Source organism: Variovorax sp. Soil_C_12, from assembly GCF_057657375.1.
Genome location: NZ_JBDGIO010000001.1, coordinates 779,638 through 799,368, shown reverse-complemented (window position 1 = coordinate 799,368; position 19,731 = coordinate 779,638). Strand labels below are relative to the sequence as shown.

Here is a 19,731-nt window from a genome sequence, read left to right as displayed (position 1 = left end):
GCGCCCGGCAGGACGATCATGAAAAGCAACAAGCAGCGCCGCGCCGAGATCAAGGAGCGGCGCCTCGACCGTGCCGGGAAGCTGGCTGCGCAGCTGCGCGGGCAGGATGTGCGGCATCTCGCCGCCGGTGCGCCTGCCGGCATGGAGCTGGCCGACCAGGAGGTGCTCGCGCGCTACAACAACACCTATGGGCCCTTGCCCGCCTTCTATGTCGACCGGGCCTTCACCTGCCGCGACTGCGGCATCGAGGAGGTCTGGACGGCCAAGCAGCAGAAGTGGTGGTACGAGGTGGCCCACGGCCATATCGACAGCACGGCGGTGCGCTGCCGTGCCTGCCGTCGTGCGCTTCGCGAACAGCGGGAACGTGCCGCGGCCTATGCGGCCGCCAAGGCCCTGGGCAAGCAGTCGACCTGATCTGCGAACGACAAGAAGGTGAAGACAGAAGAATGAAGACAGAGGAAAAGATGATCGAACTCGACGGCTCGCAAGGCGAGGGAGGCGGCCAGATCCTGCGCACCGGTCTCGCGCTGGCCATGGCGACCGGCCGAGCCCTGGCCATCGACAACATCCGTGCGCGCCGGCCCAAGCCGGGCCTGATGCGCCAGCACCTGGCCTGCGTGAACGCGGCGGCGGAGGTCAGCGGCGCACGGGTCGAAGGCGCGGAGCTGGGATCGCAGTCCCTGCGCTTCGTGCCCGGGGCCGTGCGCGCAGGCGACTACCGCTTCGCCGTGGCCAGCGCGGGCAGCTGCATGCTGGTGCTGCAGACCGTGCTGCCCGCGCTGCTGCTGGCCGATGCGCCGAGCCGCATCGCGCTCGCCGGCGGCACGCACAACCCGATGGCGCCGCCCTTCCACTTCCTGGAGCGCGCCTATGCGCCGCTGGTACGCCGCCTGGGGGCGGACCTGCAGCTGACGCTGCATCGCTGCGGCTTCTACCCGGCCGGCGGCGGCGCGGTGGACGCGATGCTCGTGCCCGCAGCCGGCGGGCTGAAGCCCTTCGACCTGAACGCACGCGGCGCGCTGCAGGACGCGCATGCCGAGTGCCTCGCGCCCGGGCTGCCGCGGCATGTCGCAGCGCGCGAACTCGACGCGCTCGGCAGCGCGATGGGCTGGTCCGGCGAGCAACTGCGCAGCGGCGGCACGCGGCAGAACGAGGGGCCGGGCAATGCGCTCATGGCCACGCTGGCCTACGAGCATGTCACGGAGGTCTTCACGAGCTTCGGCGAGAAGGCGCTGTCGGCCGAGCAGGTGGCGCACCGGCTCGTGAAGGAAGTGCGCGCCTTCCAGAAGAGCGAAGCGGCGGTCGGGCCGCACCTGGCGGACCAGCTGGCGCTGCTGCTGGCCCTGGCGACGTGGCACAGCGGGCAGGCCGCCGCCTTCAGCTGCAGCGAGCTGACGGAACACACGCGCACCAACTGCGCGGTGATCGAGCGCTTCCTGCCGGTGCGCTTCGCGATCGACGCCGGCGCCCGCGCGGCGACGGTGCGGGTGGCGCCGGTCTGAACGCTGCGTCGGCGGCTCCGCGTTCGCGCAGACCCGCCGCCGAGGGGGCTCCGAAGCGGGCATCACGACGCCGCTTCCTGCTACGCTCGGTGGCCTGCTCCTGCCGACGGGCTCGTCCTTTCCGCATCCCCATGGCTCTTCCCATCATCAGCGACTGGCATTTCTATGCGGTCGCGGTCCCTGCCGTGCTCATGCTCGGCGTCAGCAAGAGCGGCTTCGGCGCCGGCTTCGGCTCGCTGGCGGTGCCCCTGCTGGCCCTGGCGGTCACCGTGCCGCAGGCGGCGGCGATCCTGATGCCGGTGCTGCTCCTGATGGACCTGCTGGGCCTTGCCGCCTTCCGCCGCGACTTCGATCGGTCGCTGCTGTACTTCCTGATCCCCTTCGGCCTGGTGGGCACGGTGGTCGGCACGGTGCTGTTCCGGGCGCTGCCCGCGCACACGGTGGCGGGCATCGTCGGCGTCTTCACGCTGCTGTTCCTGGCGCAGCGGCTGCTTTTCCCACCGCGCGCGGACGCGCCCCCGCCCTCTAAAACCACCGGTGCCGTTTTGACGGCCATCGGCGGCTTCACCAGCTTCATCGCGCATGCCGGGGGGCCGCCCGTCAACGCCTACGTGATTCCCCTGCGGCTGACGCCGGTGGCCTACACCGCGACGCTCGCCTATTTTTTCTTCGTGGTGAACCTGAGCAAGTGGCTTCCCTACGCCTGGCTCGGCCTGCTCGACTGGCGCAACATGGTGACGTCGCTGGTGCTGCTGCCGATCGCGCCGCTGGGCGTCTGGGTCGGTATCCGCATCGCGCGCCGCATCGATGCGGTCTGGTTCTACCGCTTCGTCTACCTCGGCATGCTCCTGACCGGACTCAAGCTGAGCTGGGACGGATTCATGCCCTGACCACATCTTTTGACATAGGCCTAATCGGCCATGTAATGCAAAGCTCTACGATTGCCGCGTCCTCGTCGGGTGTGCAAAATTTCACGCATGTCCGAATCGATGACGACGCCCGCCACGCTCGAGGATTCCGAGCTGCAAACCCTGGCTGCCGAGTGGCGCATCCGCGCCATGCAGGGCGACCAGCTGGCGCATCGCATGGCGCAGGCCCTCGAGGCCGAGCAGCGCCGCCGCATTCGCGACACCGGCCTGCAGCCGCTGCCTCCGGCACGTTCCTCCGCCTCGGCGCCCTGGTGGAAATTCTGGTGAGGCCGTCGCACGAAGTCTCGGCGGCGAGCTCTACGGCTCCAGCCCGGCCGTGGTGGCCGGCGCGGCGCACCAGGTGCTGGTGCTGCCCGAGCCGCTTCTGACGCTCTCCTCCCGGGCTTGCGGCCGGGAGCGCATCCCGGTCAGTGGTAGATCTTCTGCAGCAGCCGGATCAGCGTCTCGCGGTCGCGCGTCGTGAGCTTGGCGCTGGCCTCTGCTTCCAGCTCGACCACGGTTCGCTCGGCCTCATGCACCAGCGATTCGCCGGCCGGCGTCAGGTACAGGCCGATGGCGCGGCCGTCATAGGGGTGGGGGCGCCGTTCGATCAGGCCGCGGCTGTCCATCGCGGAGATCAGGCTGACCAGGTTGGGCGGCAGGATGTCCAGGGTGGCGCAGAGCTGGCGCGAGGTGGCGCCGGGGTTGTGCGCGAGCAGCGAGAGCACGGAAAAGTCCACCTGCTTGAGCCCGTAGACCGCCATGCGCTCCGCGAACACCGTGCTCACCGCCAGCCAGGCGCGCCGGGCGTTGTAGCCCACCAGGGCTTCGAGGACGCGGGTGTCGAGCCGGTCGGGGCGCGACGGCGGGACAGAGACGGAGGGGACGGCGGCTTTCTTGCGCGGGGCTGGCATGGCTCCGAGGGTAACTGCGTTTGCGCGGCCGGCGTAGGGGCGTGCCCCCTACGCCGCGGCGCCGGGCGACATGACGGCCTCGCAGGCGCGCTTGACCATGCCCAGCCGCATCTCGAACTCCGGCAGCACGAAGCGGCGAAATGCCGCCGCGGGCGCCGTCCAGCGCGGGGTCTCCGGCGCGGCGTTGCCGATGCGCGCCCAGGCCCAGGCCATCAGGGCGATCGCCACCACCCGGAGGTAGTCGTCGGCCACCTCGTGCGCCAGCGCGGGATCACGCTGCGCCGCCAGGGCGATGGTGGTGCCGAGGTAGCGCAGCTGCGCGAAGCGGCGCTGCACCTCGGCGTCGAACTCGCGGGCGGCATCGAGCTCGTCGCGCAGCTCGATCAGCAGGCTCGCAATGCCGGCGCCGCCGTCGGGCAGCAGCTTGCGCACGACCAGGTCGATGGCCTGGATCTCGTTGGTACCCTCGTAGATCATGGTCACGCGGGCATCGCGCAGCACCTGCTCGATGCCCCATTCGCGCACGTAGCCGTGGCCGCCGAAGACCTGAAGGCAGGCGCTGGCGCCGTCGAAAGCCTGCTGCGTGCAGGCGGCCTTCAGCACCGGGGTGACGAGCGCGCACGCGCGCTCGGCGCGGTCGCGGCGCGCGGGGTCGGCGTCGTGGCGCGCGATGTCCAGCTGCAGCGCGGTGCGGTAGGCCAGCAGGCGCGCGCCGTCGATCCAGGCGCGCTGCGTCTCGAGGATGCGCCGCACCGCCGGGTGCTCGGCGATCAGGTCGGCGGCCTGGGCGCCGCGGCTGGCCGGCGCCGGGCCGGGGGCGCGCATCTGGCGCCGCTCGCGGGCGTAGGCGTCGGCCTTCTGCCAGGCCGCGTCCAGCAGGCCGATGCCCTGCAGCGCCACATGCAGGCGCGCCGCGTTCATCATCACGAACATCGCGGCCAGGCCGCGGTTCGCCTCGCCGACCAGCCAGCCGGTGGCGTCGTCGAAGCGCATCACGCAGGTGGGGCTGCCGTGCAGGCCCATCTTTTCCTCGATTCGCTCGCAATGCACCGCGTTGCGCGCGCCGTCCGGCAGCTGCTTGGGCACGAGGACCAGCGACAGGCCCTTGGGCCCGGCCGGTGCGTCAGGCAGCCGGCACAGCACCAGATGCACGATGTTGGGCGTCAGGTCGTGCTCGCCGCCGGAGATGAAGATCTTGCCGCCGCTGACCCGGAAGCTGCCATCCGGCTGCGGCAGGGCACGCGTGCGGACCTGGCCCAGGTCGCTGCCGGCATGGGCTTCGGTCAGGCACATGGTGGCCAGCCACTCGCCGCTCGCAATCTTCGGCAGGTAGCGAGCCTTGAGGGCCTCGCTGCCGTGGTGCTTGATGCATTCGTAGGCGCCATGCAGCAGGCCGGGCGCCATCGTGAGGCCGTGGTTGGCGGCGCTGAGCCACTCGAAGAGGATGGCCTCGAGGACGGCCGGCAGGCCCTGCCCGCCATCTTCCGGCGCCGCGGAGAGCGCGAGCCATCCGCCTTCGACCAGGCCCGCGTAGGCCTCGCGGAAGCCGGGCGGCGTGCGCACCTCGCCGTCGGCGAAGCGGCAGCCCGTCTCGTCGCCCGTGCGGTTCAGCGGGGCGATCGCCTCGGCCACGAACTTGCCGGCCTCGTCCAGCACCTGGGCCTGCAAGGCGTCGTCGAATTCGGCGAAGGGGCCGAGCGCGCGCAGGCGCGGCGTAGCGCCGAGCACGGCTTCGAGCAGGAAGCGCTGATCGTCGGGACGAGGCTGGTAGTTCATCGGCAGGCGAAGCTGGAAGCGGCCTCGGGATCGCCGCCGGTGTAGGCCGCGACGCGCGGGTAAGGGCACAGCGGCCGAGTGCGGCGCGGCGACCAGTCGGCCGGCACCTCGGCGTTGACGACGGCGGCACCCGGGCCGCGCGCGCTGGCGGTGACGGACTGCGGCGCCCGGCCCTGCTCGACCCAGTCCACCAGGGCGCTCAGCATGTCGAACTGGTCGGTGGCGGGGCCGCCCGCGCAGTGGTTCATGCCGGGCACCGGGAAGTAGCGCGCGAAGGAAGGGGCATCGCCGCCTTCGGCCACCTGCAGGCGTTCGTACCAGGCCGCCGTGTCATCGGAGGAGAACACCGGGTCGCTGGTGCCGTGGTAGACGATCATCTTTGCGCCGCGCTGGCGCAGCGGGTCCAGCTTCGTCGCCTCCGGCGGCGCCATGAAGGCCATCGCCGACTCGCGGTAGACGCCGCTCGCGGCCTCGATCAGGGGCGCATCGCGGTCCATGTCGAAGCCCAGCGCGAAGGGCAGGCCGCCCGGCCGCTCGGCCAGCGGCGGCGTGCTGAAGATGAAGGCCACCGCACCCGCGTCGCGCGTCGGCGGGCTCGCGAATTTCCATTCGCGCCAGTTGGCGCCCGAGATGCCGGTGTCGAAGGGGAAGCTGCTGTAGATCGGCTTGCCGCTGCTGTTCCGAGCACCGGCGAAGACGTTGGCGAGCGCGCTCTTCTGTGCCGGGGCGAGGCAGCTGCCGTCGCGCGCGCCGGTGCAGGTGGGCACGTCGGTGTCGAGGCGAAAGCGGGCCTGGCAGGCCTTCACGTCGGAGACGATGCCGTCGGCCAGCCCGTCGAGCGCATCGCAGCGCGCGAGCACGCGGCGCGCCACCAGCTGCAGCTCCGCGGGCGTGAAGGCGCTTTGCAGGTCGGGCTGGCCGGCGCTCGTCGAGGCGGTCGCCACCTTGGCGTACTGCTGCGCGCCGTAGAGCTGCGCCACCGCCGCCTTCGGCAGCTGGAAGCCAGGATTGCCGGCGAGGACGCCGTCGTACTGCGCCGCCGAGCGGGCGGCCGCCACCATCGCATGCCGGCCGCCGTTGGAGCAGCCGCCGATGTAGGAGCGGTCCGGGCCGCGGCCGTAGGCCTGCGCGATCAGGTTCTTGGCCATGGGCGTGAGCTGGGCGACGGCGCCGTAGCCGTAGTCCTGCCGCGCCTGCGGGTCGATGCCGAAGCGCGGGCCCATCGAGCCCGCGTGGCCGGCGTCGGAGCTGATGACGGCAAAGCCCATCTGCAAGGCGGTGCTCGCCGGCCCGCCGCCGCCGATGCCGCCCATGGCCGGCACCACGGCGCCGTCCAGCCCGCCATTGGCCTGGTAGAAGAACCGTCCGTTCCATGCGCGCGGCAGGCGCATCTCGAAGCCGATGGCATAGCGCTGGCCGTCCACCGCGCTCACGCGCTCGTTCATGCGGCCCTGCACCAGGCAATGCGCCGGCGCGGACACACTGGCGTTGCCGACGGTGACGGGGCCGGCGGCGACTTCCACCGCGCTGGTGTAGACCGTGTCCGGCCGGGCGGCCCTGGCGGCGAGCTCGGTGCAGGACAGCAAGGGGCCCGGCTGTGCTGCCGACAACTGCGGTGTACGCACGCCGGGCCCGGAGGAGGTGCAGGCCACCAGCGCCGCGGCCAAGCCCAGCATGCCCCGGCGCAGCGTGCCTTCGAGAGCGCCGCCGGTGATCATGACTCTGCCGTGAAGCCGATTTGCTTGACCAGCGGTCCCCAGCGCTCGTACTCCGCCTTCTGGTCGGCCGCCATTTCCTGCGGCGTGCTGCCGTTCGCCACCAGGCCGACCAGGGCCAGGGCGTCGATCACCGACTTGTCCTTGAGCGCGGCGGTGATCGCGGCGTTGGCGGACGCAATGGTGGCGGCCGGCGTCTTGGCGGGGGCGTAGAAGCCGAACCACTCTTCCGAGGTCACGTCCGGGTAGCCCAGTTCGGTGAAGGTGGGCACATCCGGCAGATAGGGCGAGCGCTTGCGCCCGGAGGTGGCCAGCACCCGCACGCGGCCGGTCTTCATGTACTGCAGGTAGTCGCCGCTGGGGTTCATGGCCGCGGCGATCTGGCCGCCCACCAGGTCGGTGATGCTGGGCACGGTGCCGCGGTAGGGCACGTGCTTGAGCTCCACGCCCGCGCGCAGGCCGAGCAGCGCGCCCAGCAGGTGCGGCATCGAGCCTGCGCCGGGCGAGCCGTAGCTGGCCTGCGCCGGGTTCGCCTTGGCCCAGGCCAGGAAGTCCTTGAGGGTCTTGACCTCGGCCGGCACCGACGGCCCCACCGCCAGGCCGTGGAACATGATCGCGCCGATGGACACCGGGGCGACGTCCTCGGGCTTGTAGGCGAGCTTGGGATAGATGTAGGGATATACCGCGAGCGCCGACACCGGGGCCAGCGTGAGCACCGAGCCATCGGCCGGCGAGTTCTTCAGCGTTTCCACTGCGATGCGGCCGCCCGCGCCCGGCTTGTTCTCGACGAAGCCGGGGTTCTTGCTGTAGGGCGTGCCGCCCAGCTTCTCGGCCACGCGGCGGGCCACGCTGTCGCCGGCGCTGCCTGCCGGAAAGCCGTACATGATCTTGACCTGGTCCAGCCCCTGCGCCAGGGCCGAGAGGGGCGACAGGCTGCCGAGGACGGCGGCGCTGCCCAGGGTGTGCAGGAAGTGGCGACGGTGTTGCATGGCGATGTCTCCTTGTTGAATTCGAATGCTCGGTTTCAGCGCGGCGCCATGCGCAGCGCCCCGTCGAGGCGGATCACCTCGCCGTTGAGGTGGCCGTTGGTCACGAAATGGCAGGCCAGCTCGGCGAACTCCGAGGGCTTGCCCAGGCGCGGCGGGAAGGGGATCGAGGCGGCCAGCGACTGCTGCACGGGCTCGGGCAGCTCCTTCAGCAGCGGCGTGGCGAACAGGCCCGGCGCGATGGTGCAGACGCGGATGCCGTGCTGCGCGAGGTCGCGCGCCATCGGCAGTGTCATGCCCACCAGCCCGCCCTTGGAGGCGCTGTAGGCCTGCTGGCCGACCTGGCCGTCGAAGGCCGCGACCGAGGCGGTGAACATCAGCACGCCGCGCTCGCCGCCTTCCAGCGGGTCGAGCTTCGCGCACTGTGCCGCGTAGAGGCGGCTGATGTTGTAGGCACCGATCAGGTTGACGTTGACCACGCGCACGAAGTCTTCCAGCGGCGCCGGGTTGCCGTCCTTGCCGACGATGCGCTTGGCGCTGCCGATGCCGGCCACGTTCATCAGGATGCGCGCCGGGCCGTGCGCGGCGGCGGCCTTGTCCAGCGCGGCGTTCACGCTGTCGGTGTTGGTGATGTCGCAGGGGCACGCCACGGCGCAGCCGTCGCCGAATTCTTCGCCGATCTCGCGCGCGACCTTCTCGGCCAGCGCGGCGTTGACATCGAGCACCGCCACCTTGGCACCCAGGCGCGCGAGCTCGCGCGCGGTCGCCTCGCCCAGTCCCGATGCGCCGCCGGTGACCAGCGCGGCTTGTCCTTCGATCTTCATGGCTTGTCTCCTTGGGGTTTGAGCGTGAATGGGAGGCTGTCGCCGTGGAAGGCCTCCACGGTATCGGCGCGGTGCTTGAGCACGGAGCGCTGGTTGATGGAGCCCTTGTCGGTGACTTCGCCCCGGTCGATCGAGGGTGGCTCGTGCTCCAGGTGCAGGCGCGCGATGCGGTTGGCGCTGCCGGTGGCGGTCTTGGCGAGCTCGTCCAGCACGTTCTGGAAGTACGCCTGCACGGGTGCGCTCTCGACGACCTCGCGCATGCCGGCATCGGCGGCGAGGCCGGCCAGTTCCCGGACCTTCTGCGTCGGGAAGATCAGCGCGCCGACCTCCTTGAGGTTGATCCCGGTCAGCACCGCGTCCTGCACATAGGGTGCGCCGGCCGCGATGATCTTGGCGCGCAGCGGACCCACGCTCACGAAGGTGCCGGTGGCGAGCTTGAAGTCTTCCGCGATGCGGCCGTCGAAGCGCAGGCCGCGGTGGATGTTGTTCTCGTCGATCCACTTCACCGCGTCGCCGGTGCAGAAGAAGCCTTCCTCGTCGAAGGCCTCGGCCGTGGCCTCGGGTGCGCGCCAGTAGCCCGGCGTGATGTTGGGACCGCGGTAGCGCACCTCCGTCTTGCCCTCGGTGTCGATCAGCTTGATCTCGATGCCGGCCGCCGGCAGCCCCAGGTCGCCCGACTTGACCTCGGGGCCGGTGACGTAGAGCGCGAAGGGGCCCGATTCGGTCATGCCCAGGCCGGTGCCCATCACGATGCGCTCGCCGACCTCGGCCTCCTGCGTGCGGTGCAGGCTGTCCCACACCGGCTGTGCCAGGGCGGCGCCCGAGTAGAAGAACATCTTCACGCGCGACAGCAGGTTGCGGCGCAGCACCGCATCGCGTTCCATGGCGTTGGCGATGGCCTCGAAGCCGGTCGGCACGTTGAAGTAGATGGTGGGCGCGATCTCGCGCAGGTTGCGCAGGGTCTCGGCCATGCCGGCGGAGGTGGGCTTGCCGTCGTCGATGTAGAGCGTGCCGCCGTTGTCCAGCACGATGCCCACGTTGTGGTTGCCGCCGAAGGTGTGGTTCCAGGGCAGCCAGTCGACCAGCACCGGCGGCTCCTCGCCCAGCGCCGGGATCGACTGGCGCAGCTGCTGCTGGTTGGCGCACCACATGCGGTGCGTGTTGATCACCGCCTTGGGCAGCTTGGTCGAGCCCGAGGTGAAAAGGAACTTGGTGATGGTGTCGGGGCCGGTGGCCTGCATCGCGGCGTCGATGGCGGGGGTGGCCGGGGTGGCGGCCAGCTGTGCGAGGCTGGTGGCGGGGCGGCCCTCGATCTCGCCCTCGCCGAGCACCAGCTCGATGTCGGCGGGCACGGTGGCCCTGATGGCGCGCTCGAAGCGCTGGGCGTCGGCGGCGAACACCAGGCCGGGCGTCAGCGTGTCCAGCACATGGCGCAGCTTGTCGAAGTCCTGGCTCACCAGCGAATAAGGCGGCGAGACCGGGCAGTAGGGCACGCCGGCATAGAGGCAGCCCAGGGCCATGAGCGCATGCTCGATGCCGTTCTCGCTGAGGATCGCGACCGGGCGCTCGGGGCCCAGGCCGCGCTCGAGCAGGGCCTGGCCGATGCTGCGCGCCTGCCGATGCGCCTCGGCATAGCTCACGCGAATCCAGTCGCCGGTGCCGCCGCCGGGCAGGCGCTCGCGGCGGGCGATGAAGGTGCGATCGGGCGCGGCCTTGGCCCAGTGGCACAGGCGGTCGGTCATGCGCTCGGCATAGGGCGCGAGCTGGGCTTCGGCCTGCAGATAGCGCGTGCCGGGCGCGCCTTCGCGCAGGACGGCCCGCGTCACGCCGAAGGCGAGGGGGCGATAGCGGACCGGGGTGTTCATTCCTTTGTCACCTTGTTGGCGCGGCCTTCGAGAAAGGCGCGCACGCGTTCCTTGGCCTCGGGGGCGGCCTGGACGATGCCGGAGATCAGCGCTTCGGTGAAGAAGCCATGATCGGCCGGCTGCTCGCTGATGCGCGGCAGCGCATGCATCAGCGCGTAGTTGGTCAGGGGCGCATTGCCGGCCACCTTCTGCGCGAGCTCGAGCGCCTTCCCGAAGGAGCGGCCCTCGGCCACCAGGTACTGCGCGAAGCCGGCACGTTCGCCGGCCTCGGCGTCGTAGACGCGGCCGGTCATCATCATGTCCATCATGCGCGCGGTGCCGATCAGCTTGGGGATGCGCACCGAGCCGCCGCCGCCGACGAAGATGCCGCGCGAGCCCTCGGGCAATGCGTAGAAGGTGGTGCTGTCGGCCACGCGGATGTGGCAGGCGCTCGCCAGCTCCAGCCCGCCGCCCACCACCGCGCCGTGCAGTGCCGCGATCACCGGCACCGGGCCGCTTTGGATGACGTCGAGCGCCGCGTGCCACAGGCGCGAGTGCTGCAGGCCCTGGCCGGCATCGCGCTCCTTCAGCTCGGAAAGATCGAGGCCGGCGCAGAAGTGCGGGCCCTCGCCGTCGATCACCGCCGCCCGCACCGTGGAAGGCAGGTTCTGGAAGGTGTCGCGCAGTGCGAGGATGAGGGAATCCGACAGCGCATTGCGCTTGGAGGCGCGCGTCAGGCGGATGATGGCGATCTCCTCGCGGATTTCGAGTTGAAGGTCTGTGGTGATGGTGGTCATGGTTGCGCTCCCGGTTAGGATCGATTATGGTTATGGAAAATAACTAATTCAAGCCGAGACTACGGGCTCGGCACCCGGACTTACCCTTAGTCGCTAGCAGCCTGGAGACAAGCCCCATGGACCACCGCAACCTGATCGCGATCGACACCCACACGCACGCCGAAGTGAGCTGCTGGAATCCCTTCGACAACTACGGCGAGGAGTACGACCGCGCGGCCGACAAGTATTTCAGGTCCAGCCGGCGTCCGACGATCCAGGAGAGCATCGACTACTACCGCGAACGGAAGATCGGCCTGGTGATGTTCATGGTCGACGCGGAGTCGAACCTGGGCCGGCGCCGCATCCCGAACGAGGAGATTGCCGAGGCGGCGCAGAAGAACAGCGACATCATGATCGCCTTCGCCAGCATCGATCCGCACAAGGGGAAGATGGGGGCGCGCGAGGCCAGGCGGCTGATCGAGGAGTACGGCGTCAAGGGCTTCAAGTTCCATCCGACGGTGCAGGGCTACCACCCTTACGACAAGATGGCCTGGCCGATCTACGAGGTGATCGCCGAGCATGGCCTGCCGGCCGTGTTCCACACCGGCCACAGCGGCATCGGCTCGGGCATGCGCTGCGGCGGCGGCTTGAGGCTGGAATACAGCAACCCGATGCACCTGGACGACGTGGCGATCGACTTCCCCGACATGCAGATCATCATGGCGCACCCCAGCTTCCCTTGGCAGGACGAGGCGCTGAGCGTGGCCACGCACAAGCCCAATGTCTGGATCGACCTGTCGGGCTGGAGCCCGAAGTACTTCCCGAAGCAGCTGGTGCAGTACGCCAACACGCTGCTGAAGGACCGCATCCTGTTCGGCAGCGACTACCCGCTGATCACGCCGGATCGCTGGATGAAGGACTTCGAGGAGGCCGGTTTCAAGCCCGAGGTGATGCCGGGCATTCTGAAGGGCAACGCGGTCCGGCTGCTGAAGCTGGACGCTTGAGCCGATAGCGGCGGCGGACGGCCCTTCACGGAACGGGCTCCTCCTCTTCCGCCGCCAGATTCCAGTCCTCCCCCGAGCGCCGCTTGCGCTCGTCGCGCTCGCGCGCAATCTGGTCCTGGAACTGCTGACGGCCTTCCTTCGAGACCGCGATCAGCTTGGCGCGATCCTTGTAGTGGGGATAGAGCTCGTGCATGAGCTCGATGTTGCGCCGGCGGAAGCGCATCGCGGCCTCGCGCGCCTCGTACGCCGGCCAGCCCAGGCCCTCCAGCACCGAGCGGGCGCTGCGCAGCGAGGACTCGAAGACCTCGCGCTCGATGAATTCCACCTTGCGGTCGAGCAGCTGGTAGAGATGCCCCACGTTGCGTGCGCGGGCGATGATGCGCGCGTTGGGGAAATGCTCGCGCGCCATGTCGACGATGGCGAGCGACTGCTCCACGTCGTCGACCGCCACCACCAACACCTTGGCGGTGCCGGCGCCCGCGGTGCGCAGCAGGTCCAGCCGCGTCGCGTCGCCGTAGAAGACGCGGAACCCGAACTCGCGCAGGTTCTCGATGGTGTCGGGGTCGTGGTCGAGCACGGTCAGCTTCAGGCCCTGGGCGCTCAGCATGCGCCCGAGGATCTGGCCGTAGCGGCCGAAGCCGCAGATCAGCACTTTGGCGTCTTGCTGCTCGGAGATCTCTTCCATCGCGACCGGCGTGCAGCTGCTGTAGCGCGGCAGCACCCACTTGTCGATCGCCACCAGCAGCAGCGGCGACAAGAGCATCGACAGCGCCACCGCCCCGATCAGGAAAGAGGCCACGCCGGCCGGCAGCACCTGCGGCCCGGCCGCCTGGAAGACGACGAAGGCGAACTCGCCGCCCTGCGCCAGCAGCAGTGTGAACACCGGCCGCTGCTGGTAGGGCAGGTCCATCAGCTTCGCCAGCGTGAAGATCACGACACCCTTGAGCAGCATGAAGCCGAGCACGACCAGCGCCATCAGCCCCGGCCGATCGAGCAGGACGCCGAAGTCGATGCTCATGCCGACCGCGATGAAGAACAGGCCCAGCAGCAGGCCCTTGAAGGGTTCGATGTCGGTCTCCAGCTCGCGCCGGTACTCGCTCTCGGCCAGCAGCACGCCGGCGAGGAAGGCGCCGAGCGCCATCGACAGGCCGACGAACTGCATCAGCGCGGCGATCGCCACCACCAGCAGCAGCGAGGCGGCGGTGAAGATCTCGGGCGTGTCGCTGCGTGCGATCCAGCGCAGCAGGGGGCGCAGCACCAGCCGGCCGCCCAGCACGATGCCGCCGACCACCGCGACGATCTTCAGGCCCTCGAGCGCCCGGTCGGCTCCCGTGAGGGCGGGCCCCGTATCGGAACCGACGGCCAGCAGGGGCAGCAGCGCGAGGATCGGGATCGCCGCGACGTCCTGGAACAGCAGGATCGAGAAGCCGGCCTGGCCGCTGGGCGTGGGCAGCAGGTTGCGCTCGCCCAGCACCTGCAGCGCGATGGCGGTGGAGGACAGCGCCAGGCCCAGCGCCGCGACCAGGGCCACGCGCCAGCTCGCGCCGCCGGCCCAGCCGGCCAGGAAGAGCACGACCGCGCAGCCGAGGACCTGCGCCGAGCCCCAGCCGAAGATCGGCTGGCGCAGGCTCCACAAGCGCTTGGGCTCCAGCTCGAGGCCGACCAGGAACAGCATCAGCACCACGCCGAACTCGGCGAAGTGCAGGATGTCCACGACGTTGGTCACGAGCCCCAGGCCCCAGGGGCCGATGACGATGCCGGCCCCGAGGTAGCCGATGATCGAGCCCAGGCCGAGCGCCTTCGACAGCGGCACCACCAGCACGGCGGCGCCCAGGTAGATGAGGGAATTGACGAGCCAGGCCGGTGCGTGTTCCATCAGGCCTCCTCGGGTTCGTGCGGCCGGTCGGTGGCCGGCACCTCGCAGGCGACGCACTCGGCGATGTCCTCCATCTCCGGCCAGTCGGGGTAGCTCGAGAGGCGCTGGCTGAAGACCTCGACGTGCGCCGCCAGCATCTCGGGGCTGGCGCTGCGCGCGCCGTGCAAGAGCAGCGGGGGCAGGAAGCGCATGCCGCACAGGGCGGCGGTCTGCTCGTAGGGCGGCAGGAAGGCGTCGAAGAAATAGCGGTTGTAGCTCTGCGGGTGGTAGCTGCGCTCGGGCCCGCCGGTGGTGGCGACCAGCCAGCAGTCCTTGCCCTGTAGCGCCGTGCCGCCGCCGTAGGCCCAGCCGTAGCTCAGCACCTCGTCGAGCCAGAGCTTTTGCAACGCGGGCATCGAATACCACTGGATCGGGTGCAGCAGCACCAGCAGCTCGGCGCGCGCCAGGCGGGCCTGCTCGGCCTGCACGTCGATCGCGAAGTCGGGGTAGCTGGCATAGAGGTCGTTGACCTCGACGCCGGGCAGGCTGCGCGCGGCCTGCAGCAGCTGCCAGTTGACGCGCGAATCGCGCCAATGGGGATGGGCGGCGAGCAGGTAGATCCCGCCTGCGGAACTGCCGGGGCCGGTGGTTGTCGTGGTCATGGTCCGCGAACATAGCGCAACTCGGACGGGCGGCGGGCGCGGCTACCATGGCGCCTGTCTCTTCAGCCTGGAAGGAGCCTGTCATGCCGGTGGTCCTGGTCGCCAATCCCAAGGGTGGGGTCGGCAAATCAACGCTCGCAACCAACATTGCGGGCTACTTCGCGAGCCGTGGCCATGCGGTGATGCTGGGCGACATCGACCGGCAGCAGTCTTCGCGCCTGTGGCTCGGGCTGCGCACGCCGGCCGCGCGCGAGATCAGGACCTGGGAGGCCTCGGAAGACGGCAACGTGGTGCGGCCCCCGCGCGGCACCACCCATGCGGTGATCGACACGCCGGCCGGCCTGCACGGCTCGCGCCTCAAGGAGGTGGTGCCGCTGGCCGACAAGGTGCTGGTGCCGCTGCAGCCCAGCATCTTCGACATCTACGCCACGCGCGACTTCCTCGACAAGCTGCTGGCCAACCGCCATCTCGGCAAGACGCAGATCGGCGTCGTCGGCATGCGCGTCGACGGCCGCACGCTGGCGGCCGAGCGCCTGCGCGAGTTCGTCGCCGGGCTGGGCGTGCCGGTGCTGGGCGAGCTGCGCGACACGCAGAACTACGTGCAGCTGGCCGCGCGGGGGCTGACGCTCTTCGACATCGCGCCCGGGCGGGTGCAGCGCGACCTGGAGCAATGGGAGCCCATCCGCCAATGGCTCGAAGCCTGATTGAGGTTTACCCGCAGACGCCTTGTCGCGGCAGCTACAGCCGCGGCGCTTGCGGCCCGATACAGTGAAAAGTATGAAGAAGACATTCCAGACCCTTCAGGATCTCGCCGCCTGCGTCGGCCAGGAAGTCGCGGTGAGCGACTGGACCACCGTCACGCAGGAGCAGGTCAACCAGTTTGCCGAGGCCACCGGCGATCACCAGTGGATCCACGTGGACGTGGAGCGTGCCAAGGCCGGGCCCTTCGGCGGGCCGATCGCGCATGGCTTCCTGACCCTGTCGCTGCTGCCGCGCTTCTACGAGACGGCCTTCGAGGTGGTCGAGTCGCGCATGGGCGTGAACTACGGGCTCAACCGCGTGCGCTTCATGACGCCGGTGCCGGTGGGCGGCCGGCTGCGCGGGCGCATGAAGCTGGTGAGCTGCGAGCCGATCGAGGGCGAGGGCGTCCAGATGGTCTGGGAAACCACCATCGAGCTCGAGGGCGCGCCCAAGCCGGCCTGTGTGGCCGAATCGGTGGTGCGCCGCTACCGCTGACGAATCCGCCGGGCCGGCCGGCGCGTAGGGACGGCATGGACCGATTGCTTTCCATGCGCGTCTTCCAGCGCGTGATCGACGAGGGCGGCTTCGCGGCGGCCGCGCGGGCGCTGGCGCTGTCGCCGGCCGCCGTCACCCGGCTGGTGGGCGACCTGGAGGCGCACCTGGGCGCGCGGCTGATGCAGCGCAGCACGCGCAGCATCCGCCTCACCGAGGCGGGCCGGGCCTACCTGGAGAGCCTGCGCGCCATCCTGCAGGGCATCGACGAGGCCGAGGCCGTGGCGGCCGCCGGCACGCGCGAGCTGCAGGGCACGCTGCGCATCGTGTCGGCGCCGGCGCTCGCGGCCCATGTGCTCGCACCGCGCATCGCGCCGTGGCGGGCGCTGCATCCCCGGCTGGCGCTGGACATCGCGACCGATCCGCTGCCGCAGCAGCATGTGGCCGCCTTCGACCTGGGCCTGCTGCTGCTGGAAGATGGCTGCGACCTGAACCTGGCGGTGCGGCCGCTGGCCCGTACCGAGACCATCCTGTGTGCTTCGCCCGCCTACCTGCGCCGTACCGGCGTGCCGGGCCGGCCCGAGCAGCTGGCAGACCATGCCTGCCTGCGCTTTCCCGGCGCGCGCCGCCTGCGTCTCCAGCCGTGCCAGGGGGCGGCATCGGCGGTCGAGGTCGAGATGCCGGTGGCGCTGCAGTCGGCCAGCTTCGAGCTGCTCTGCCAGGCCGCGCTGGAGGGCGCCGGGATTGCTGCGCTGGCCAGCGCGCTGGTGGCACCCCAGTTGGTCCGCGGCGAGCTGGTGCGGCTGCTGCCCGAGTGGGTCGCCGGCCGATTCACGATCTGTGCGGCGCTCCCCAGTCGCAAGCTGATGCCTGCGCGCACGCGGGCCTTCCTGGATTTTCTGGACAGTCCTTTGCCGGGCGCCGCCTCCTGAGCGGCGGCTGAGCGCTTCAGGCGAAGCCGTTCTGCCGCCACGCCTCGAACACCGTCACCGCCACTGCGTTCGACAGGTTCAGGCTGCGCTGGCCTTCGCGCATCGGCAGGCGCAGGCGCTGCGGCGGCGGGAAGCGCTCGCGCAGTTCAGGCGCCAGGCCGCGCGTCTCGGAGCCGAAGACCAGCCAGTCGCCGGGGCGGAAATCGACCTCGTGGACGGTGCGCGTGCCTCGGGTGGTGAGCGCGAACAGGCGTTCGGGCGACGGTTGCTCGGCGGCCAGCAGTGCTTCCCAGCCTCCGTGGCGCCGGACCTCGGCGTACTCGTGGTAGTCGAGGCCGGCGCGCCGCAGCAGCCGGTCGTCCATCGAGAAGCCCAGCGGCTCAACCAAGTGCAGGGTGCAGCCGGTGTTGGCCGCCAGGCGGATCACGTTGCCGGTGTTGGGCGGGATCTCGGGTTCGACCAGGACGATGTGGAACATGGGCCCGATTGTCTTCAAGCGGGCGGATCGGTCCGTGCCAGCACGAGCGCGGTGATGTGCGCCGCCCCGCCGGTGCGCAGCACCTGCGCCGCCGAGAACAGCGAGGCGCCGCTGGTCATCACGTCGTCCACCAGCACGATGCGCCGCCCGCGCACCGTCTCGGCGCGCAGCGGCTCCAGCGCGAAGGCGCCCTGCAGATTGCGCAGCCGCTCGGCGCGCGCGAGGCCGCTTTGCGCCGGGGTCTCCCGGGTGCGCAGCAGCAGCCGGGCATCGGTCTTCTGCGGGGCGAGCCGGCGCGCCAGCTCGAGCGCCTGGTTGAAGCCGCGCTCGCGCAGCCGGCCCGGCGCCAGCGGCATCGGCAGCACCAGGTCGGCCTGCTCCAGGGCCGGCTCGACCCAGGGGGCGCTGCGCAGCAGGGTCGCGAGCGGCGCGGCCCAGCCCGCGCGCCCCTGGAACTTGAACTGCGCGATGCAGTCCGGCCAGGGCCAGGCATAGGCGCAGGCCGCCAGGCAGGCGTCCAGCGGCGGCGGGTGGGCGAGGCACTCGCCGCAGCGGGGCACCCCCTGCGGCACCGGCAGGGCACAGCCAAGGCAGCGTGCGGCGGGCGGGGCGAAGCGCGTCACGCAGGCGTCGCACACCGGCCGCGAGGGCCAGGCCCGACACACGGCGCACTGGCTCGGCACGCGTTCCAGCAGGGAAGAGAGCAGAGAAGGGCGCCCGCGCCAGGGGTTGGACATGCCTCAATATACTGAGCGCCCCATGGCCACCGATCCCCCCCAGCGACCGCCGACCATCGATGCGGCGGCCGCCGCGCGGTGGCGCCGGCTCGTGCCCGATGGCACCTCGCCCTGGCTGCATGAGGAGATCGGCCGGCGCATGGAAGACCGGCTGCAGTGGATCAAGACCCAGCCGCGCCATTGGGCCGACTGGTCCCCCCTGCGCGGCGGCATTGAGGCACATGCGCTGCTCGCGCGCCGCTACCGCGACGCCGCCTCCTTCGTGCTCGAGCCGGAACCGGCGCTGCTCGCACCCACCCGCGAGGCGCTCGCCGCGCCCTGGTGGAGCGCTCGGCGCTGGCAGGGCCCGCGCCCGAGCTTCGATGCGCCGCCCGAGGAGGGCGTGGACCTGCTGTGGGCCAACATGGCGCTGCACATGGCGGCGGATCCGCAGGCCCTGATCGCGCGCTGGCACCGGCTGGTGGCGACCGACGGCTTCCTGATGTTCTCCTGCTTCGGCCCCGACACGGTGCGCGAGCTGCGCGTGCTGTACGAGCGCCAGGGCTGGCCGCCGGCCAGCCACGAGTTCACCGACATGCACGACTGGGGCGACATGCTGGTCCATGCCGGCTTCGCGGAGCCGGTGATGGACATGGAGCGCATCGTGCTCACCTGGCCCAGCGCCGAGGCCGCGCTGGCCGAGCTGCGCACGCTGGGGCGCAACCTCCATCGGGCGCGCTTTCCCGCGCTGCGCGGGCGGACCTGGCACCGCAACCTGCGCCGCGCGCTGCCCGACGTGGCGCTGTCCGCGGAAGGGGCGGGGCGGATCGCCCTGACCTTCGAGATCATCTACGGCCATGCCTTCAAACCGGCGCCGCGCGTGGCCCTGGCGGCGGAAAGCGCGGTCTCGCTGCGCGAAATGCGTTCGATGCTCCAGCGCGGCGGGCGACCGGGTGGCTGAGCCCGAGGCGAGGGCCGCAGAGCCGTCCGGATCACCCGCTACAATCCGCCGTTGCGTGAACTCCGGGTATTGTCCCGTGATCGAGGCCTGTCGGACATGGGTTTGACGGCGATCGACGCACCGATTTGCTGAACTCGCTCGCCCGTGTCGAATTCCGTGTTTCGTTTTGCCACCGTTTCAGGCCAGAACATCCACTGGTTCCTGAAGCGCAACTGCTCGGTCACGCCGAGCCAGCTCGGCTGGCTCTACGCATCCTTGTGCGTGATCTCGCTGGGCATCGGAACCGTCTTCTGGCTGCATGGCGCGCTGCTGGTGCTGCCCTTCGCCTGGCTCGAGCTGGGCGCCATCGGCTTCGCCTTCCTGCTGTATGCGCGCCACGCCGCCGATGGCGAGCGCATCGCCCTGCAGGGTGGCCGGCTGGTGGTCGAGCTCGAGAACGGCGGGCACTACGAGCGCACTGAATTCTTGCCGCACCAGGTGCGGGTCGAGCCGCAGCTCAGCGATCGGTCGCTGATCGAGGTCTCGGGACAGGGTCGTTCGGTCAGGGTGGGGCGCTATGTGCGTCCGGAGCTGCGCGCGGCGCTGGCGCGCGAGATTCGCATGGCATTGCGCGGCGCCTGAAGGCGCGGCGCGCTGCGGCACCGT

General features: G+C 70.7%; 21 protein-coding genes. 10 read left to right on the top strand and 11 right to left on the bottom strand.

All coding sequences use genetic code 11. The features are described 5' to 3' along the window. Positions 1-18: 18 nt before the first annotated feature. The 4 genes from AC3A6X_RS03980 to AC3A6X_RS03965 all read left to right on the top strand — a co-directional run bounded on the left by AC3A6X_RS03980 (position 19) and on the right by AC3A6X_RS03965 (position 2,698). Complete coding sequence (locus tag AC3A6X_RS03980; protein ID WP_487840900.1) at positions 19-414, top strand: zinc-ribbon domain containing protein; 396 nt, start codon at positions 19-21, stop codon at positions 412-414. A gap of 50 nt (positions 415-464) precedes the next feature. Then, entirely contained in the window at positions 465-1,502 is a 1,038-nt protein-coding gene (rtcA, locus tag AC3A6X_RS03975) for an RNA 3'-terminal phosphate cyclase (protein ID WP_487841097.1), read from the top strand. Positions 1,503-1,633: 131 nt separating this feature from the next. After that, the gene (locus tag AC3A6X_RS03970; RefSeq protein ID WP_487840899.1) at positions 1,634-2,392 is read left to right on the top strand and encodes a sulfite exporter TauE/SafE family protein; all 759 of its coding nucleotides are present in this window, start codon (positions 1,634-1,636) and stop codon (positions 2,390-2,392) included. A gap of 87 nt (positions 2,393-2,479) precedes the next feature. After that, the gene (locus AC3A6X_RS03965; protein ID WP_309968168.1) at positions 2,480-2,698 is read left to right on the top strand and encodes a hypothetical protein; all 219 of its coding nucleotides are present in this window, start codon (positions 2,480-2,482) and stop codon (positions 2,696-2,698) included. Positions 2,699-2,838: 140 nt separating this feature from the next. Here AC3A6X_RS03965 and AC3A6X_RS03960 read toward each other — a convergent pair whose 3' ends face one another. The 7 genes from AC3A6X_RS03960 to AC3A6X_RS03930 are packed head-to-tail and all read right to left on the bottom strand — an operon-like array spanning position 2,839 to position 11,266. Further along, positions 2,839-3,324 (bottom strand): MarR family winged helix-turn-helix transcriptional regulator, encoded by a 486-nt coding sequence (locus AC3A6X_RS03960; RefSeq protein WP_487840898.1) that lies wholly within the window; start codon positions 3,322-3,324, stop codon positions 2,839-2,841. A 48-nt stretch (positions 3,325-3,372) separates the two neighbouring features. Further along, complete coding sequence (locus AC3A6X_RS03955) at positions 3,373-5,100, bottom strand: acyl-CoA dehydrogenase family protein (protein WP_487840897.1); 1,728 nt, start codon at positions 5,098-5,100, stop codon at positions 3,373-3,375. Further along, positions 5,097-6,818 (bottom strand): tannase/feruloyl esterase family alpha/beta hydrolase, encoded by a 1,722-nt coding sequence (locus AC3A6X_RS03950; protein ID WP_487840896.1) that lies wholly within the window; start codon positions 6,816-6,818, stop codon positions 5,097-5,099. The genes AC3A6X_RS03955 and AC3A6X_RS03950 overlap by 4 nt, the downstream gene beginning before the upstream one ends. After that, positions 6,815-7,804, bottom strand: a complete 990-nt coding sequence (locus AC3A6X_RS03945; protein ID WP_487840895.1) for a tripartite tricarboxylate transporter substrate-binding protein — start codon at positions 7,802-7,804, stop codon at positions 6,815-6,817. The genes AC3A6X_RS03950 and AC3A6X_RS03945 overlap by 4 nt, the downstream gene beginning before the upstream one ends. Before the next feature lie 35 nt (positions 7,805-7,839). Then, positions 7,840-8,625: an SDR family NAD(P)-dependent oxidoreductase gene (locus AC3A6X_RS03940; protein WP_487840894.1), complete on the bottom strand. Its 786-nt coding sequence runs from the start codon at positions 8,623-8,625 to the stop codon at positions 7,840-7,842. After that, positions 8,622-10,490 (bottom strand): feruloyl-CoA synthase, encoded by a 1,869-nt coding sequence (locus AC3A6X_RS03935; RefSeq protein ID WP_487840893.1) that lies wholly within the window; start codon positions 10,488-10,490, stop codon positions 8,622-8,624. The genes AC3A6X_RS03940 and AC3A6X_RS03935 overlap by 4 nt, the downstream gene beginning before the upstream one ends. Further along, entirely contained in the window at positions 10,487-11,266 is a 780-nt protein-coding gene (locus tag AC3A6X_RS03930; RefSeq protein ID WP_487840892.1) for a crotonase/enoyl-CoA hydratase family protein, read from the bottom strand. The genes AC3A6X_RS03935 and AC3A6X_RS03930 overlap by 4 nt, the downstream gene beginning before the upstream one ends. A 116-nt stretch (positions 11,267-11,382) precedes the next feature. Between AC3A6X_RS03930 and AC3A6X_RS03925 the strand changes: the two genes are divergently transcribed. Continuing rightward, a complete protein-coding gene (locus tag AC3A6X_RS03925; RefSeq protein WP_309968149.1) occupies positions 11,383-12,249 on the top strand; it encodes an amidohydrolase family protein in 867 nt (288 codons plus the stop codon). 25 nt (positions 12,250-12,274) lie between these two features. Here the strand turns inward: AC3A6X_RS03925 and kefC are convergent, their stop codons facing one another. Further along, entirely contained in the window at positions 12,275-14,125 is a 1,851-nt protein-coding gene (kefC, locus tag AC3A6X_RS03920; RefSeq protein ID WP_487840891.1) for a glutathione-regulated potassium-efflux system protein KefC, read from the bottom strand. Continuing rightward, positions 14,125-14,766 carry a glutathione-regulated potassium-efflux system oxidoreductase KefF gene (gene kefF / locus AC3A6X_RS03915; protein WP_487840890.1) on the bottom strand — a complete coding sequence of 214 codons (642 nt, stop codon included), beginning with the start codon at positions 14,764-14,766 and terminating at the stop codon, positions 14,125-14,127. The genes kefC and kefF overlap by 1 nt, the downstream gene beginning before the upstream one ends. An 83-nt stretch (positions 14,767-14,849) precedes the next feature. On the opposite strand from kefF, the gene AC3A6X_RS03910 reads away from it, so the two are divergent. From AC3A6X_RS03910 to AC3A6X_RS03900, 3 genes are all read left to right on the top strand, one after another. Continuing rightward, entirely contained in the window at positions 14,850-15,470 is a 621-nt protein-coding gene (locus AC3A6X_RS03910; RefSeq protein WP_487840889.1) for a ParA family protein, read from the top strand. A 73-nt stretch (positions 15,471-15,543) separates the two neighbouring features. After that, complete coding sequence (locus tag AC3A6X_RS03905) at positions 15,544-16,002, top strand: MaoC family dehydratase (RefSeq protein WP_487840888.1); 459 nt, start codon at positions 15,544-15,546, stop codon at positions 16,000-16,002. A 35-nt stretch (positions 16,003-16,037) separates the two neighbouring features. After that, entirely contained in the window at positions 16,038-16,931 is an 894-nt protein-coding gene (locus AC3A6X_RS03900) for a LysR family transcriptional regulator (RefSeq protein ID WP_487840887.1), read from the top strand. A gap of 16 nt (positions 16,932-16,947) precedes the next feature. Here the strand turns inward: AC3A6X_RS03900 and AC3A6X_RS03895 are convergent, their stop codons facing one another. Together AC3A6X_RS03895 and AC3A6X_RS03890 are read right to left on the bottom strand one after the other, a co-directional pair. Continuing rightward, on the bottom strand, positions 16,948-17,409 hold the full coding sequence (locus AC3A6X_RS03895; RefSeq protein ID WP_487840886.1) for a tRNA (cytidine(34)-2'-O)-methyltransferase: 462 nt from the start codon (positions 17,407-17,409) through the stop codon (positions 16,948-16,950). 14 nt (positions 17,410-17,423) lie between these two features. Then, complete coding sequence (locus tag AC3A6X_RS03890) at positions 17,424-18,146, bottom strand: ComF family protein (protein WP_487840885.1); 723 nt, start codon at positions 18,144-18,146, stop codon at positions 17,424-17,426. Between the two features lie 22 nt (positions 18,147-18,168). Here AC3A6X_RS03890 and AC3A6X_RS03885 point away from each other — a divergent pair, with 22 nt between their 5' ends. Both AC3A6X_RS03885 and AC3A6X_RS03880 read left to right on the top strand, forming a co-directional pair. Further along, the gene (locus AC3A6X_RS03885) at positions 18,169-19,086 is read left to right on the top strand and encodes a biotin synthase (RefSeq protein ID WP_487840884.1); all 918 of its coding nucleotides are present in this window, start codon (positions 18,169-18,171) and stop codon (positions 19,084-19,086) included. Positions 19,087-19,230: 144 nt separating this feature from the next. After that, positions 19,231-19,707 carry a DUF2244 domain-containing protein gene (locus tag AC3A6X_RS03880; RefSeq protein ID WP_487840883.1) on the top strand — a complete coding sequence of 159 codons (477 nt, stop codon included), beginning with the start codon at positions 19,231-19,233 and terminating at the stop codon, positions 19,705-19,707. The last annotated feature ends 24 nt before the right edge of the window (positions 19,708-19,731 follow it).

Coding starts and splice junctions, on each gene's coding strand:
- AC3A6X_RS03980 (WP_487840900.1), top strand. CDS start 19: ATGAAAAGCAACAAGCAGCGCCGCGCCGAGATCAAGGAGCGGCGCCTC.
- rtcA (WP_487841097.1), top strand. CDS start 465: ATGATCGAACTCGACGGCTCGCAAGGCGAGGGAGGCGGCCAGATCCTG.
- AC3A6X_RS03970 (WP_487840899.1), top strand. CDS start 1,634: ATGGCTCTTCCCATCATCAGCGACTGGCATTTCTATGCGGTCGCGGTC.
- AC3A6X_RS03965 (WP_309968168.1), top strand. CDS start 2,480: ATGTCCGAATCGATGACGACGCCCGCCACGCTCGAGGATTCCGAGCTG.
- AC3A6X_RS03960 (WP_487840898.1), bottom strand. CDS start 3,324: ATGCCAGCCCCGCGCAAGAAAGCCGCCGTCCCCTCCGTCTCTGTCCCG.
- AC3A6X_RS03955 (WP_487840897.1), bottom strand. CDS start 5,100: ATGAACTACCAGCCTCGTCCCGACGATCAGCGCTTCCTGCTCGAAGCC.
- AC3A6X_RS03950 (WP_487840896.1), bottom strand. CDS start 6,818: ATGATCACCGGCGGCGCTCTCGAAGGCACGCTGCGCCGGGGCATGCTG.
- AC3A6X_RS03945 (WP_487840895.1), bottom strand. CDS start 7,804: ATGCAACACCGTCGCCACTTCCTGCACACCCTGGGCAGCGCCGCCGTC.
- AC3A6X_RS03940 (WP_487840894.1), bottom strand. CDS start 8,625: ATGAAGATCGAAGGACAAGCCGCGCTGGTCACCGGCGGCGCATCGGGA.
- AC3A6X_RS03935 (WP_487840893.1), bottom strand. CDS start 10,490: ATGAACACCCCGGTCCGCTATCGCCCCCTCGCCTTCGGCGTGACGCGG.
- AC3A6X_RS03930 (WP_487840892.1), bottom strand. CDS start 11,266: ATGACCACCATCACCACAGACCTTCAACTCGAAATCCGCGAGGAGATC.
- AC3A6X_RS03925 (WP_309968149.1), top strand. CDS start 11,383: ATGGACCACCGCAACCTGATCGCGATCGACACCCACACGCACGCCGAA.
- kefC (WP_487840891.1), bottom strand. CDS start 14,125: ATGGAACACGCACCGGCCTGGCTCGTCAATTCCCTCATCTACCTGGGC.
- kefF (WP_487840890.1), bottom strand. CDS start 14,766: ATGACCACGACAACCACCGGCCCCGGCAGTTCCGCAGGCGGGATCTAC.
- AC3A6X_RS03910 (WP_487840889.1), top strand. CDS start 14,850: ATGCCGGTGGTCCTGGTCGCCAATCCCAAGGGTGGGGTCGGCAAATCA.
- AC3A6X_RS03905 (WP_487840888.1), top strand. CDS start 15,544: ATGAAGAAGACATTCCAGACCCTTCAGGATCTCGCCGCCTGCGTCGGC.
- AC3A6X_RS03900 (WP_487840887.1), top strand. CDS start 16,038: ATGGACCGATTGCTTTCCATGCGCGTCTTCCAGCGCGTGATCGACGAG.
- AC3A6X_RS03895 (WP_487840886.1), bottom strand. CDS start 17,409: ATGTTCCACATCGTCCTGGTCGAACCCGAGATCCCGCCCAACACCGGC.
- AC3A6X_RS03890 (WP_487840885.1), bottom strand. CDS start 18,146: ATGTCCAACCCCTGGCGCGGGCGCCCTTCTCTGCTCTCTTCCCTGCTG.
- AC3A6X_RS03885 (WP_487840884.1), top strand. CDS start 18,169: ATGGCCACCGATCCCCCCCAGCGACCGCCGACCATCGATGCGGCGGCC.